This is a genomic window from Gemmatimonadaceae bacterium (assembly GCA_019637445.1).
GTDB lineage: Bacteria > Gemmatimonadota > Gemmatimonadetes > Gemmatimonadales > Gemmatimonadaceae > Pseudogemmatithrix.
In genome coordinates this window covers 340,465-353,837 of sequence record JAHBVS010000001.1, presented here as the reverse complement: position 1 = coordinate 353,837, position 13,373 = coordinate 340,465, and the positions used below count along the sequence as shown (strand labels likewise).

The window sequence follows — 13,373 nt, the reverse complement described above, 5'->3', positions numbered from 1 at the left end:
ACCGTGGCCTCGGCCCCGTTCCCACTCTCGCTCTGGCACGGCATCCGTGCGGGCTACCTGCGCCTCATCGAGCCCCTGATCGACTGGTGCGTGGCGCATCGCGTGTCGCCCAACGCGCTCACGGTGCTGGGGACGCTGGCCTGCGCCGCGGCCGGCACGATGTTCGCCACTGGATGGATTCGCGCGGGTGGCTGGACGCTCGGCCTGACCGCCTTCTTTGATGTCATCGACGGCGCCGTGGCGCGCCGCAGTGGCCGGGCCAGCACCTTCGGTGGCTTCTTCGACTCCACGCTCGATCGAGTGGCCGACGCGCTGCTGTTCGGCGGGCTGGCGTGGTTCTTCGCCGCCGATGGTCCGCATCGCAGCCTGCCGATGCTCGGCGTGGCGCTGGTCGCGCTGTCGGCCGTGCAGATCACGTCGTACACGAGGGCGAAGGCGGACGCGCTCGGGGTCGACCTCAAGGGCGTCGGGGCACTGGAGCGACCGGAGCGCATCACGCTGCTGGCGGCCCCACAGGCCTTCTTCGGACTGATGGCGGATGGCTGGATCCTGCGCGCGGTCGTAATCCTGCTCGCGACGACTGCAGTGTGGACGGTCGTGCAGCGCACCCGCGCCGTTGCGCGCGGCATCGGCTGACGCTGCGTCGAGGCGGTCGGAACTCTCGCGAAGGGCGTCGCGCGGCTATCTTTCGCCCACTGGAAGCGCCCAGTCCCACGGGAGTCCCTACAATGTCCGCTCGCCCATCCCCCCGATTGTACGCCCTGTTGCTCGCGGCCGGCATTGTTGGTGCCGCCAGCTGCGGGCCGCCGCCTGACGCCGGTGTGCTGCGCGCCTGGACGGACGATTTCGAGTTCCGCATCGTCGCCGACGTCACGCCGCCGCGCGCGCTGGAGCGCATCACGTACACCATCACCGTGCTCGAGAAGGAGTCGCGCGCACCCGTGGTGAACGGCGAAGGCCAGATCTTCGCGACCAATGCTGACCGCAAGACTGTCTACAACGGTTTCACGTACGGTCCCGAGGCGGGGACCTATCGCGCGACCCTGACCTTCGTGACGGCGGGCGATTGGGCGATGGGACTCCGCTTCCGCCGCGACTCCACGCAGGTCCTGCAACGCACGCTCGATTGGCGCCAGGCGGTGCGCAACGAGGCCCCGCCGGGCGAAGATGGTGCCGTCATCACGCCGCCGTCCGTTCCCTGACCCCACTTCAGACTCCAATGCGTCATTTCCATCGCACGCAGCTGCATCCTGATGCCGTCCTCGCCACCGCCGACGCGTTCTTCCCCACGATTGGGATGATGCCGGCCGGGCAGGGCCCGCGCTCGCGCACGTTCAAGGGCTCGGTGGGCACGCCGGAAGTGCCCTCGACACTGACCCTCAGCGTGAAGATGGAGGGCGGCCACTACGTGTTCGTCGAGGCCCACACGGACCTGATGGGTGAGAGCCGCCTCGACCGCAACGTCAAGAAGTTCTTCGTGCAGCTCCACACGCAGGTGGACCCGAAGCACACGTTCGCGCCCGCGTACTGACGATGCCGTCCGACGCGGCGCCGGCGTCCCTTGCCCGGACGGCCGGCATCGGCTGTTTCATGGCCGTCATCGGCTTTTTCTCCGGCGGGATGATCGGCGTGTTGGTCTCGAAGGCCGTCGCGTTTTTCACGCGGGCGCCGAAGTGCGACGGCATCCCGACCTGCGACTGGTACATTTATATGCTCGCCGGGGGCGCCATCGGCGCCCTCTCGCTGTCCTGGCTCGTGGTGTCGGCCCTGCGGAGCGCGCCTCCCTCCGCCGACGCCCCTGACAAGAAGACCTGACCGAGGTTGCTGGAATGGCTCGTGTAGACGTCATCATGCCGCAGATGGGCGAATCCATCGCCGAGGGCACGCTCTCGCGCTGGCTCAAGAAGGTCGGCGACGAAGTGAAGCGCGACGAACCGATCTTCGAGATCTCCACCGACAAGGTGGATGCGGAGATCCCCGCGCCCAGCGCCGGCGTGCTGGCCGAGATCATCGTGAAGGAGGGCACGACGGTGCCCGTGAACGAGGTCGTGGCCCGCATCGAGACGGAGAAGGGCGCGTCGATCGCGCCGGCCGCCGAGACGCCCGCCCCCGCGGCGGCACCCGCCGCTCCGGCCGCCGCCAGCAAGCCGGCCGCCGCTGCACCGGTCGCCGCTGCTGGCGCCAGCGCCGCGCGTCCCGCAACCGCTCGTCCCGCGGGCAACGGCAACAGCTTCGAGGATCGCGTGCGCACCAAGTCCTCGCCCCTCGTGCGCCGCATGGCTGCCGACGCGGGCGTGGACATCGCCGGGCTCGAGGGGAGTGGGGTCGCGGGTCGCGTCACCAAGAAGGACCTGGTTGCCTACCTCGAGAGCGGCGCCGTCACCGCCGTGCCGAGCAGCTTGCCCGGCGGCCTCGCAGGCAGCGTCAGCGTGCCCGTCGCCCACGGCAACGATCCGGTCTTCCACGCCTGGCCCGGCGATGTCGTCGAGCCGATGTCGAAGATCCGCCGCCTCACGGCCGACCATATGCGGCAGGCCAAGCAGGTGGCCGCGCACGTCACGACGTTCTTCGAGATCGACCTGACGCGCATCGCGCGGCTGCGCGCGGAACGCCGCGCCGAGTTCGAGAAGGAGACGGGCCAGAAGCTCACCTACCTGCCGTTCATCATCCGCAGCGTGATCGAGTGCCTGCGTCGCCACCCGGTGATCAACGCCACGGTGAGCGGCACGGACGTGATCCTGCGCAAGCGCTACAACGTCGGCATCGCCGTCGCGTTGGAACCCACGGGTTTGATCGTGCCGGTGCTGAAGGACGCCGACGGCCTCAACCTCACGGGCATCACGCGCGGCACGAACGACCTCGCCGCCCGCGCGCGCAGCAAGAAGCTGAGCCCGATGGACGTGCAGGACGCCACGTTCACGATCACCAACCCGGGAACCTTCGGCTCGCTCACCGGCACGCCGATCATCCCCGTCGGCACCACGGCGATCCTCTGCCTCGGCGCCATCGAGAAGCGACCCAAGGTCATCACGGGCCCGGACGGCGAGGACACCATTGCCATCCGCACCTGCGCGTACTTCTCGCTCTCGTTCGACCACCGCGTGGTGGACGGCGCCGATGCCGACCGCTTCATGGGTGACCTGAAGAAGACGCTGGAGACCGTCACCGGCTGATGTCGCGCGCCTTGACCATCCACCGCATCGTGATCCCGCCCGCCGAGCGCGCGAAGTACTTCGAGCGTCTCAAGCGGAAGGAGTCGCACTACGTGGGGCAGGGCTGCCGGTTCTGGGCTTTCGAGGAGCACGCGCTCCCGGGAGCCTTCGTCGAGTTCTGCGAGGCGGATTCCCCCGCCGCGCTGTCCGCCGCCCACGCGGCCGCGCCCGAGCCGGTGCGCGACCCCGGGCGCATCTACACACAAGTGGAGCTGTCCTGATGCCGACCCGTCGCATCACGATCGAAGGCAAGACCTGGCAAGTGTATCCCTCGGGCTATGTCACGCAGTACGATGCCGACGAGTTCGGCCTCATCTTCGTGCACGGCGTGGCCGACGAGCGTGTGGTGCGCCTCACGCGCTATTCCCCCACCGGCGCCAAGTCGCGCGAGCAGTCGCTCGGCGAGTTGAGCGATGCCGAGCTGTCGCGGCTCTTCGCGATGTCGCAGCCCAGCGTGCGCTCGCCCGAGGCCGGTTACGCCTCGTGAGTGAAGGGGCCGGCGCGACAGCCGGCGACGCCTTCGTGGACCTGCACGCGCATTCCACGGCCTCCGACGGCGCGCTGCCGCCTACCGAGGCCGTCGCGGCGGCGCACGCGGCTGGGTTGCGCGCGTTCGCGCTCACGGACCACGACACCCTCGCTGGAATCCCCGAGGCGCAGGCCAAGGCCGACGCGCTCGGGCTCGAGCTGATCGCGGGTGTGGAGCTCAGCGTACATCACGGCGAGGATGAGTTCCACCTCCTCGGCCTGCACGTGCGGGACGTCGAGCCCCTGCAGCAATCGCTCGAGACCATTCGCGGTCATCGCCGCACGCGGGCGGAGGAGATGGTGCTGCGCCTGCAGTCGGCGGGCATCGACGTCACGATGGAAGCCGTGCTCGCGCAGGCTGGGACGGGAGCCATCGGACGCCCGCATGTCGCACGCGCGATGGTCGCCGCCGGACACGTGCGCGACATCCGCGAGGCCTTCGATCGCTGGCTGGCCTATGGCAAGGCGGCGTACGTGGACAAGCAGCGTCTCGACGTAGCTGACGGGATCGCCATGGTGCACCGCACGGGTGGCATCGCGGTCATTGCGCACCTGGGCAGCGATGGCACGCGGGCGCTGGTCGAAGCGCTCGTGCCAGAAGGCCTGGACGGCATCGAGGTCCGGCATCCCAGCCATTCGCGTGAGGACGAGCAGCGGCTCACCGCATTGACCGAACATTTCGGCTTGGTGAAGAGCGGTGGTTCCGATTGGCACGGGGCGATGCACGGCGCGCGCGTGCTGGGCGCGATGAAGGTGCCCTACGCGTGGGTCGAGGCGCAGCGCCAGCGGGTCGAGCAGCGGCGGAGCGGGACGTGAGCGCCACTCGCGTCGCCCTCGTCACGGGGGCGGGACAGCGCGTCGGACGGGCCATTGCGAAGGAGCTCGCGGCGCACGGTTGGGCCATTGCGGTGCACTACCACGCATCCGCCGACGGTGCCAACTCGCTCGTGCGCGAGGTCGAGGCTGCCGGCGGAATCGCGCGAGCGTTCCAGGCGGATCTCAGCCAGCCGGCCGCCTGCGACCAGCTCGTCTCGGACGCCTACGATCATTTCCAGCGCCTCGACCTGCTCGTGAACTCGGCGGCGGGGATGGAACGCACGCGACTCGGTCACGTGCGCGCCGAGGAGTTCGACGCGATCATCGCGCTGAACCTGCGTGCGCCGTTTCTCCTTGCGCAGGCGGCCGCACGCGTGATGCCGGCGGGAAGCGCCATCGTCAACATCGCCGACCACATGGCCGAGGAGCCCTGGCCGGACTACAGCGTGCACGGCATCGCAAAGGCTGGGGTGATGGCGATGACGCGGCACCTAGCCGCCGCCCTGGCGCCGGACATCCGCGTGAGCGCGGTCGCGCCAGGATTTGTGCTCGCGCCGCCCGGCATGCCGCAGGCCGAGGTCGATGCCTTCGCGGCGGACACGCCGCTCGCACGGATTGGCGCGCCGGAGGACGTGGCGTCGGCGGTTCGATTCCTCGCCGACGCGGGATTCGTCACGGGCGAGACGCTGTTCGTGGACGGCGGGCGGCGCGTGCGTCGCTAGCGCGACGCGGCCGCGCAGGTGGATCGGCGCAGCGATCGGCAACGCATAGCAGGGAACGGCCGCGATCGGCGACAAGCTGCGGTAGTCCGGGCGTGCCCCGCGGAACCCGGCAGTGCCTCTCGCGGGTTGCTGGGATGCGGCCCGATGGCGTGGAATCACCCACTTCGGCCATCTAGATTTCGACGATTCATACGAGTGGAGCGATTGTGGCGGTACACGAGTTCGAGGTGATCATCATCGGGGCCGGTCCGGCGGGTATGTGCGCCGGGATGTACGCGGGTCGCTCGATGCTCAAGGGCGTGGTCCTGGAGCGCGGCTTCCCCGGCGGCGAGTTGCTCAACACCGAGGTGATCGAGGACTACATCGGCTTCGAGCACGTGCTGGGCCACGAGCTCGCCACCAAGTTTCAGTCGCACGCCGAGAAGTTCGGGGCCGACATCCGCACGTCGACGCCCGTCGAGAGCATCCGCCGGGCCGACGATGGAATCTTTAACGTCACGGTCGAGAACGGCGACGTGTACCGCGCGCCAGCGGTGATTGTCACCGCTGGCGGTACGCCGATCAAGCTCGGCATCCCCGGTGAGTTGGAGTACGCCGGCAAGGGCGTCTCGTACTGCGCGATCTGCGACGGGGCCTTCTATCGCGGACACACCATCATGGTGGTCGGCGGCGGCGACGCCGCCTGCGAGGAGGCGGACTTCCTCACGCGCTACGCCGAGAAGGTCTACCTCGTGCACCGGCGCGACGAGTTCCGCGCCTCGAAGATCGTGCAGCAGCGCGTCTTCGAGAATCCGAAGATCGAGGTCATCTGGGATACGGTGGCGGAGGAAGTGCTCGGCAAGGACGGGCTCATGACCCACGCGCGTCTCAAGAACGTGAAGACCGGCGCCACCTCCGATCTCACGGCAACCGGCATCTTCATCTTCATCGGCTTCACGCCGAACACCGGCATCATCAAGGAGCATGTCGAGCACGACGCGACGGGTTACTTGATCACCGACTCGCACATGCAGACCTCGGTACCGGGTCTCTATGCCGCTGGTGACGTGCGGGCGCAGCTGACGCGGCAGGTCACGACCGCCGTCGGCGACGCCACGACCGCGGCGATCGCGGTCGAGAAGTTCCTGACCGCCCGCAAGAGCGGCCAGCCGGCCCCGCCGGCGACACCGATGCTCCTGCCGGCGGCGACCACGGGATGAACACCCACGCCCTGACCGTCGGGGCGTTTGCCGAGAACACCTGGTTTCTGCACGACGAGGATGCGCGCGAGGTGGTGCTCGTGGACCCCGGCGCCGAGCCGCGGCATCTGTGTGCGGAAATCGAGCGACTCGGCGCGCGCCTGCGGGCCATCTGGGTCACGCACGGGCACATTGACCACATCGGTGGCATCGCCGGTGTGCGGGAGGTCTGGCCCGAAGTCCCAATCCACGCGCATCCGCTGGATGCGCCGCTCTGGGAGTATGCGCCGCGCATCGCCGCGGGCTACGGATTGCCCTTCGATGCGCCGCCGGCGCCCACGCAGTCGCTCGCCGAAGGCGATGTGCTGCCCTTCGGTGGTGCCAACTTCGAGGTCTGGCACCTCCCGGGTCACGCGCCGGGGCACGTCGCGTTCGTCGGGGCGGGGCTCTGCCTGTCCGGCGACGTCCTGTTCGCGGGATCGGTGGGCCGCACGGACCTGCCGCTCTGCGATCCTTCCGCCCTGCAACGATCGATTGAACGCCTGGCTACGCTGCCCCGGGGGACCCGCGTCCTTCCGGGGCACGGGGAGGAAACCACCGTGGGACGGGAACTCATCGTGAATCCCTTCCTCAATGGTACCGCGCGCATCGCCCGCGGCTGAGCACTGCACGCATCGCCTGGCTCTTGGTAACGTTCCGTATCGTCGAGGGGTACTACCTTCGTTGAGGGTCCCTCTCCACTGCCGCCAACCATGTCCATTCCCAAGCTCGCTCTCGTCGTTGCCGTCGCCCTTTCGAGCACGGCCTGCATCAAGGGTCTCGAGACCACCAATGAACGGACCGCCTACGTCACCGCGGTGACCCACCAGGCGGCCGACTCGACCTACCACCTCAAGCTCACGGGCGCGTTCTACCGCACCGAGCAGGCGGCGTCGGCCATCGACACGCCGGACGTCTGCGGCATCTATGCGTACTCCGTGAACCCGCCGGGCGTCGCGTACCTGCCCACCCTGAACGCGGGCCAGTTCCTGTTCACCAACGTCGCGGGCCGCGTGGATACGTTGTTCCGGAGTTCGGCGTCAGGCCTGACGATCTACCAATTGGTCTCGACGCTGGGCATTCCCTTCAGCTCGGGCGACACGCTGCGGCTGACGGTGCCCGGCGACGTGGACGGCTTCCCGCCCGTGCAGGCCAGCGTGCGCCTGGCCGAGCGATTCAACTTCGATCCCGTGGGTGAGCCAGGGGACGGTGAGGCCCTGCCGCTCTCGTGGCAGGCCGCGGCGGTGCCCGGCTCCTTCGTGTTCTTCTCGCTGCGCTTCAACTCCACCGGCATCTCCAGCGAACCAAATGCGCAGCTGTTCTGCGTGTTCCAGGACGACGGCGCGGGCAGCATCGACGCCAATCTCGCGATTGCCTGGAAGTCGTCGGTGGTCGAGAGCCGCTCCGTGTTCGCGTCGCGCGTGCGCCGCAGCATCGTGACCATCGACGAGCGCACCCGACTCGTCCTGTTCTCGTACTTCGACGTTCCGACGCCCGCGCTGGCGGACCCGTGAGCCCGACGCTGCGCACCGAACGCGATCCGCTGGGCCCGGTCGAGGTACCAGCGGATGCGCTGTACGGAGCGCAGACGGTGCGCGCGGTCGCCAACTATCCAATCAGCGGCCTCCGGGCAGACCCGGCACTCATCGACGCCGTCGTGCGCATCAAGCGCGCGGCGGCGTCGGTGCATCGGCGCACCGGCCGCCTTGATGCCGCGCGGGCCGACGCCATCGTCGCGGCCGCCGACGAAGTCCTTGCGGGCGCGCACCGCGAGCAGTTCGTGGTCGATGTGTATCAGGCCGGCGCAGGCACCTCGCTGCACATGAACGTCAACGAGGTCCTCGCAAATCTCGCGACGCGGACGCTCGGCGGTGCGCTGGGGAGCTACGACCCCGTGCATCCCAACGATCACGTCAACATGGCGCAGTCCACCAACGACGTGATTCCCACCGCGATGCGTCTCGCGGCCCTCTCCCGGCTAGGCCCCGCACTGGATGCGATGACCGTGTTGGCCGCGTCATTGCGCGCCCGCGCCGACGAGTGGGACGAGTTGGTCAAGGCTGGCCGCACGCACCTGCAGGATGCGATGCCGATCCGGCTCGGTCAGGAGGTTGGCGGATGGGCCGGATCGATCGAGCGCGGGACGCGCCGCGTGCGCGAGTCGGCGGACTACCTGCTGGATCTCGGGATCGGGGGCACGGCCGTCGGAACAGGCATGAACGCCCAGGCGCAGTATCCGTCGCTGATGGTGGAGGAACTCCGGACCTTGACTGGACTGCCCCTGCGCGAGGGTGCGGATCGCGTGCAACTCATGCAGAGCATGGGCGACGTGGCTGGCCTGAGCGCCGCCTGGCGTACCCTCGCGCTGGATTTGGGCAAGATCGCCAGCGATCTGCGCCTGCTCGCCAGTGGCCCGCGGACTGGGCTGGATGAACTGCGCCTTCCTGCAGTACAGCCGGGTTCCAGCATCATGCCTGGCAAGGTCAACCCGAGCATCGCCGAGATGGTGAACCAGGTCGTGTTCCAGGTGATGGGTCACGACGCCACTGTGAGTGCCGCGGCGGAGCAGGGGCAGCTGGAGTTGAACGTGATGATGCCAGTGATCGCCCATAACCTGCTGGCGGGAATCCGCATCCTCGGGAACGCCGCCGCCGTGCTCGAGAAGCGCTGTGTACGCGGGATGACGCCCAACGAGCCGATGCTCCAGTACTGGGTGGAGCGCACGGCCGCGCTCGCGACGGCGCTGGCACCGCGGATCGGGTACGCCGCCGCGGCCTCCATCACCAAGCGCTCGATCGCGGAAGGCATCCCGATCCGCGAACTCGTGGTTCGTGAAGGGGTGCTCACGGCCGAGGAGGCCGAGCAGGTCTTGGACCTCCAGCGCCTCACGGACATTGGGGTTCCGGGCGCGGACGGGTAACCGACAACGCTTGTCCCGATAGCTGCGAGCGGGCATCTTTCGGCTATGCGGATCACAACCTGGGCCGAGTACGGAGTCATCTGCGCGCTGCACCTCGCGCGTCGCACGGACGAAGGCCCAATCACCGGACGTGATGTGGCGGCCCGCGAGCGCCTGCCCGGCGACTACGTGGAGCAGATCCTCCTGCGGCTGCGCCGCGCCGGCATCGTGCAGAGCACGCGAGGCGCGAAGGGAGGCTACGCGTTGGCCCGACCCGCCGAGCAGATCACGGTACGGGAGATCATCACCGCGGCTGAGCTGGTGACCTTTGACCTGCATTGCGAGGCGCATCCCCTAGGGTCGGAGCGCTGTTCGCAGTCCTGTGATTGTTCGATCCGCCCGGTCTGGGTGATGCTGCAGCAGCGCATCGACGAGGTGCTCGACTCGGTGTGCTTGGCCGACTTGATGGAAGCCGAGCCCGAAGTGCGGCAGCGCGTGGGCCTGCCGGTCCTGCAGGGCTGAGCTCGGCGATGGCACTGCCGTTCACGGCGGCCTGGCGAACCGAGCGCGACCGGCGCCGCCGCGCGGCTGCCGTGGTGTCGGCCCTGCGTGCGGAGCCCGACGGAGACGACGTCGTCTGGCTCTCCGACGCCGCCTCGAATGGCGACCAGGACCACGCACGCTGGGAACTGCGCTATGCGCGGGCAGCGCTGGGCCTGCTCGTCTCGCAGCGGGATGCGCTGGACGACCGCACGGCGGCCGAGATTGCCGCGGCGATCAGCGAGGCCTTCGAGCACGACGGAAGAATTGCGGACGACCGCCGGGAGCTGGCGGCGCGCCAGTTCAACGAGCGCCTGCTGGCGTATCGTGAGGCCCTGCAGCTGCGCGGTGGACCGGTGACCCCGGCCGATGCCGCGGGACGTTGCCTCCTGGCCTTCGCCAGCGATGGCGCGCGCACGGCCGGCACGCCGTTGGCGTACGCCATCGAGTTGATGGCGCGCTATTCCGACGAGGCCGGCGAACTGCTGCGCCGGATCTATGGCGAGGCGCGTCTGCCGGAAGATGTGCCGCCCTCGGTGCTGCGCAGCACGTGATCGCCTCCCGGAGTCGCGCAACGCAAACGGGGGCCCCTTGGGGCCCCCGTTGTTGCATTCGGTCTGTCGTGCTGATGCCGAAGGGGGGACTCGAACCCCCACGGGCTTACGCCCACTGCGCCCTGAACGCAGCGCGTCTACCAATTCCACCACTTCGGCGTGGACAGGGAACGTATCGGGGGCGGATACCCAAGTCAACGCTGAGTCGTCATCCTTCAGGCGTGACCGCTAAGCCTGCGCCCGACGACGCCATCGTCCCCATCGCCCGGAACAAGCGGGCCCGACACGACTACGAGATTCTCGAGACGTGGGAGGCCGGCATCGTGCTGACGGGGACCGAGGTGAAGTCGTTGCGCGACGGACGGGCGCAGATCACGGACGCCTATGGCATCCTGAAGGACGGCGAGGTGTGGCTGCTGAATGCACACATCGCACCGTACGCACAGGGCAACATCTGGAACCACGACCCGGTTCGGACGCGGAAGCTTCTGCTCAACGCCAAGGAGATCCGCCATCTGATCGGCGCCGTGGAACGCAAGGGACTGACGCTGGTGGCACTCGACCTCTACTTCAAGCACGGCCGCGCCAAGCTCAAGCTGGGGCTGGGACGCGGCAAGAAGCTGCACGACAAGCGCGCCGACCTGAAGGCCAAGGACGACGCGCGCGAGGTGCAGCGCGCGCTCCGGAGCGATAGATGATCGCCGCGCGACGGTCGGTCACCATTCTCACGCTCACGCTCGGCGTGCTCCTTGGCGCCGCGCCGATGGCAGACGACAGCGTACGCGTGCGCGGCGTGTCCGGCGACACCGCGGTCGCGCTGCAGCCCTCGGCCGCCGGTGGACTGCTGCGGCTAGATGTGATGGCGCGCCTGCTGGGTGGCTCCCTCGAGCCCGCCGCAGGCCACCGCTGGCGCCTCCGGCTCGGCGAATCGACGCTGGAGTTCCAGGCGGGGAGCCCATTCGCGGCGTACAACGGGTTCGCGCTGCCGCTGGTGGAGGAGGTCCGGGAAGTCGCCGGTACCGCGCAGGTGCCGCTGCAGGTCTTCAGTGAGATTATCCCGCGCTTCGGCGTCGGGGTGCGTTGGGACGCGGCGCGGCGCGAGGTGCAGTTGTTCCAGGGGATCGCGCGGCGCGAGGAGCCTGCCCCCGCACGGGACGTCGCGTCGAAGACCCCGGTGGCAACGGTCGCCAACAACGCGCCTCGTGGGCCAGCCGGCCTGTCGCGCCGCTACGTGATCGCGGTGGACGCGGGCCACGGCGGTCGGGACCCGGGCAATGGCGGCGTGGTGATCGGTGGGCGTCGCATCAACGAGTCCAAGTTGACCCTCGCCATGGCGCTGGCGGTGGAACTCGAACTCAAGAACCGCGGGCTCGACGTCGTGATGACGCGCCGACGGGACACGCTGATCAACCTGTACGATCGCGGCCCGCTCTCGAATGCGCGGAAGGCCGACCTCTTCGTGTCGCTGCACACCAACGCCTTCAATCCGAACTGGCGAAATGGCTCCTCGGTGCGCGGTGTCGAGACCTACTTCCTCTCCACCGCGCGCACCGAGGACGAGCGGCGCGTGGCGGCGATGGAGAACGACGTCGTGCGCTTCGAGACCGAGACCGTCGCCGAGAAGGGCGATCCGCTGTCGTTCATCCTGAACGACCTCGCGCAGAACGAGCATCTCCGTGAGTCGTTCGACCTGGCCACCCTGGTGCAGGGCAAGCTAGCGGCGAAGCATCCGGGTCCGGACCGTGGCGTGAAACAGTCGCCACTGGTCGTGCTCTCCACCGCGTACATGCCGGCGATCCTCGTGGAGGTCGGCTTCGGCACGAACCTCAGCGATGCCCGCTGGATGAACAGCGCCGAGGGCCAGCGCGATATCGCCGTGTCGGTCGCCGACGGCATCGTCGAGTATCTGCAGCACTACGAGCGGCGCACACGCGCCGCGCCGCGCTGATGCCGGCCACGCGACTCGAGGTCACGGTCGCCGGCATCACGTTCCAGAACCCCGTCCTGCTCGCCGCGGGAACCGCGGCGTACGGTCGTGAGCTCGCGGACGTGATGGATCTCGAGGCACTCGGCGGCTTCGTGACCAAGGCGGTCAGCCTCGAGGTCCGGAAGGGGGCACCGGCACCGCGCGTGGCGGATTTCGACGGGGGCATGATCAACGCCGTCGGACTGGCGAACCCGGGCGTCGACGCCGTGAAGGCGGAAGACCTGCCGTGGATCGCGCAGCACCTGCGGCGCCCTCGCGTACTGGTGAACGTCGTCGGCCGCGAGGCGCCCGACTTCGGCGCGGTGGTTGAACGGCTCGACGATGCGGCGGGCTTCGCCGGCTTTGAGCTCAACGTCTCCTGCCCGAACGTGAAGCAGGGTGGGATGGAGTTCGGGGCGGACCCCGCGGCACTCGATGCCGTTGTCCGTGGTGCGCGCGCGGCAACGAAGCGACCGCTGTTCGTGAAGCTCTCACCGACGCTGCCGCAGATCGGCGACGTGGCGCGCCGCGCGGTGGACGCCGGTGCCGACGGCATCACGGTCATCAACACGATTCCCGGCCTGGTGGTAGACGTTGAGCGCCGTCGCCCAATGATCGGATTTGGCTCCGGGGGCGTCAGTGGCCCTGGGCTCCTCGCGATTGGACTCTTGGCCACCTGGCGCGTGCGACAGGCGGTGTCCGTGCCGATCCTCGGTGCCGGCGGAGTGCAGTCCGCGACCGACGTGGTGCAGTTTCTGGTGGCCGGCGCGAGCGCGGTCGCCATCGGCACCGCGGCGCTGGCGGACCCCAAGCTGCCGGCGCGAATTGTCCGCGACCTCAAGCGTTGGTGCGAAGCCCACGGCGTGTCGAGTGTGGCCGACCTCGTCGGCACCCTCGAGTGGCCCCAGTAGCCGCGCGC

Annotated in this window: 18 protein-coding genes and 1 tRNA gene; 18 read left to right on the top strand and 1 reads right to left on the bottom strand. The window is 68.9% G+C overall.

The genetic code is table 11. The features are described from left to right. The first annotated feature begins 3 nt into the window (after positions 1 to 3). The 15 genes from KF709_01665 (at position 4) to KF709_01595 (ending at position 10,488) form a co-directional block, all read left to right on the top strand. Complete coding sequence (locus KF709_01665) at positions 4 to 636, top strand: CDP-alcohol phosphatidyltransferase family protein (protein ID MBX3173095.1); 633 nt, start codon at positions 4 to 6, stop codon at positions 634 to 636. Positions 637 to 728: 92 nt separating this feature from the next. Continuing rightward, positions 729 to 1,202, top strand: coding sequence for a hypothetical protein (locus tag KF709_01660; protein ID MBX3173094.1), 474 nt, complete (start codon positions 729 to 731; stop codon positions 1,200 to 1,202). A gap of 17 nt (positions 1,203 to 1,219) precedes the next feature. After that, complete coding sequence (locus KF709_01655) at positions 1,220 to 1,531, top strand: hypothetical protein (protein ID MBX3173093.1); 312 nt, start codon at positions 1,220 to 1,222, stop codon at positions 1,529 to 1,531. A gap of 2 nt (positions 1,532 to 1,533) precedes the next feature. Continuing rightward, positions 1,534 to 1,815, top strand: coding sequence for a hypothetical protein (locus KF709_01650; protein ID MBX3173092.1), 282 nt, complete (start codon positions 1,534 to 1,536; stop codon positions 1,813 to 1,815). A 14-nt stretch (positions 1,816 to 1,829) separates the two neighbouring features. Next, positions 1,830 to 3,173 carry a 2-oxo acid dehydrogenase subunit E2 gene (locus KF709_01645; GenBank protein MBX3173091.1) on the top strand — a complete coding sequence of 448 codons (1,344 nt, stop codon included), beginning with the start codon at positions 1,830 to 1,832 and terminating at the stop codon, positions 3,171 to 3,173. Beyond that, positions 3,173 to 3,433, top strand: coding sequence for a hypothetical protein (locus KF709_01640; protein MBX3173090.1), 261 nt, complete (start codon positions 3,173 to 3,175; stop codon positions 3,431 to 3,433). Before KF709_01645 ends, KF709_01640 begins: the two co-directional genes overlap by 1 nt. Next, positions 3,433 to 3,699, top strand: a complete 267-nt coding sequence (locus tag KF709_01635) for a hypothetical protein (GenBank protein ID MBX3173089.1) — start codon at positions 3,433 to 3,435, stop codon at positions 3,697 to 3,699. Before KF709_01640 ends, KF709_01635 begins: the two co-directional genes overlap by 1 nt. Beyond that, the gene (locus KF709_01630) at positions 3,696 to 4,556 is read left to right on the top strand and encodes a PHP domain-containing protein (protein ID MBX3173088.1); all 861 of its coding nucleotides are present in this window, start codon (positions 3,696 to 3,698) and stop codon (positions 4,554 to 4,556) included. Before KF709_01635 ends, KF709_01630 begins: the two co-directional genes overlap by 4 nt. Further along, positions 4,553 to 5,278, top strand: coding sequence for an SDR family oxidoreductase (locus KF709_01625; GenBank protein MBX3173087.1), 726 nt, complete (start codon positions 4,553 to 4,555; stop codon positions 5,276 to 5,278). The genes KF709_01630 and KF709_01625 overlap by 4 nt, the downstream gene beginning before the upstream one ends. Positions 5,279 to 5,484: 206 nt before the next feature. Then, positions 5,485 to 6,477: a thioredoxin-disulfide reductase gene (gene trxB / locus KF709_01620; GenBank protein MBX3173086.1), complete on the top strand. Its 993-nt coding sequence runs from the start codon at positions 5,485 to 5,487 to the stop codon at positions 6,475 to 6,477. Then, positions 6,474 to 7,118, top strand: coding sequence for an MBL fold metallo-hydrolase (locus tag KF709_01615; protein ID MBX3173085.1), 645 nt, complete (start codon positions 6,474 to 6,476; stop codon positions 7,116 to 7,118). Before trxB ends, KF709_01615 begins: the two co-directional genes overlap by 4 nt. 90 nt (positions 7,119 to 7,208) lie before the next feature. Continuing rightward, positions 7,209 to 8,009: a hypothetical protein gene (locus tag KF709_01610; GenBank protein MBX3173084.1), complete on the top strand. Its 801-nt coding sequence runs from the start codon at positions 7,209 to 7,211 to the stop codon at positions 8,007 to 8,009. Continuing rightward, entirely contained in the window at positions 8,006 to 9,415 is a 1,410-nt protein-coding gene (locus tag KF709_01605) for an aspartate ammonia-lyase (GenBank protein MBX3173083.1), read from the top strand. The genes KF709_01610 and KF709_01605 overlap by 4 nt, the downstream gene beginning before the upstream one ends. Positions 9,416 to 9,460: 45 nt before the next feature. Next, entirely contained in the window at positions 9,461 to 9,916 is a 456-nt protein-coding gene (locus tag KF709_01600; protein ID MBX3173082.1) for an Rrf2 family transcriptional regulator, read from the top strand. A gap of 8 nt (positions 9,917 to 9,924) precedes the next feature. Continuing rightward, positions 9,925 to 10,488: a hypothetical protein gene (locus KF709_01595; protein MBX3173081.1), complete on the top strand. Its 564-nt coding sequence runs from the start codon at positions 9,925 to 9,927 to the stop codon at positions 10,486 to 10,488. A 75-nt stretch (positions 10,489 to 10,563) separates the two neighbouring features. Here the strand turns inward: KF709_01595 and KF709_01590 are convergent. After that, a tRNA-Leu gene (locus KF709_01590) sits at positions 10,564 to 10,647 on the bottom strand. Positions 10,648 to 10,709: 62 nt separating this feature from the next. Between KF709_01590 and smpB the strand changes: the two genes are divergently transcribed. Genes smpB through KF709_01575 form a run of 3 tightly spaced genes read left to right on the top strand, consistent with a single transcriptional unit; the run spans position 10,710 to position 13,365 of the window. After that, positions 10,710 to 11,186, top strand: coding sequence for an SsrA-binding protein SmpB (gene smpB / locus KF709_01585; protein MBX3173080.1), 477 nt, complete (start codon positions 10,710 to 10,712; stop codon positions 11,184 to 11,186). Beyond that, entirely contained in the window at positions 11,183 to 12,436 is a 1,254-nt protein-coding gene (locus KF709_01580) for an N-acetylmuramoyl-L-alanine amidase (GenBank protein ID MBX3173079.1), read from the top strand. The genes smpB and KF709_01580 overlap by 4 nt, the downstream gene beginning before the upstream one ends. After that, positions 12,436 to 13,365 (top strand): dihydroorotate dehydrogenase, encoded by a 930-nt coding sequence (locus KF709_01575; protein MBX3173078.1) that lies wholly within the window; start codon positions 12,436 to 12,438, stop codon positions 13,363 to 13,365. The genes KF709_01580 and KF709_01575 overlap by 1 nt, the downstream gene beginning before the upstream one ends. Positions 13,366 to 13,373 lie beyond the last annotated feature (8 nt).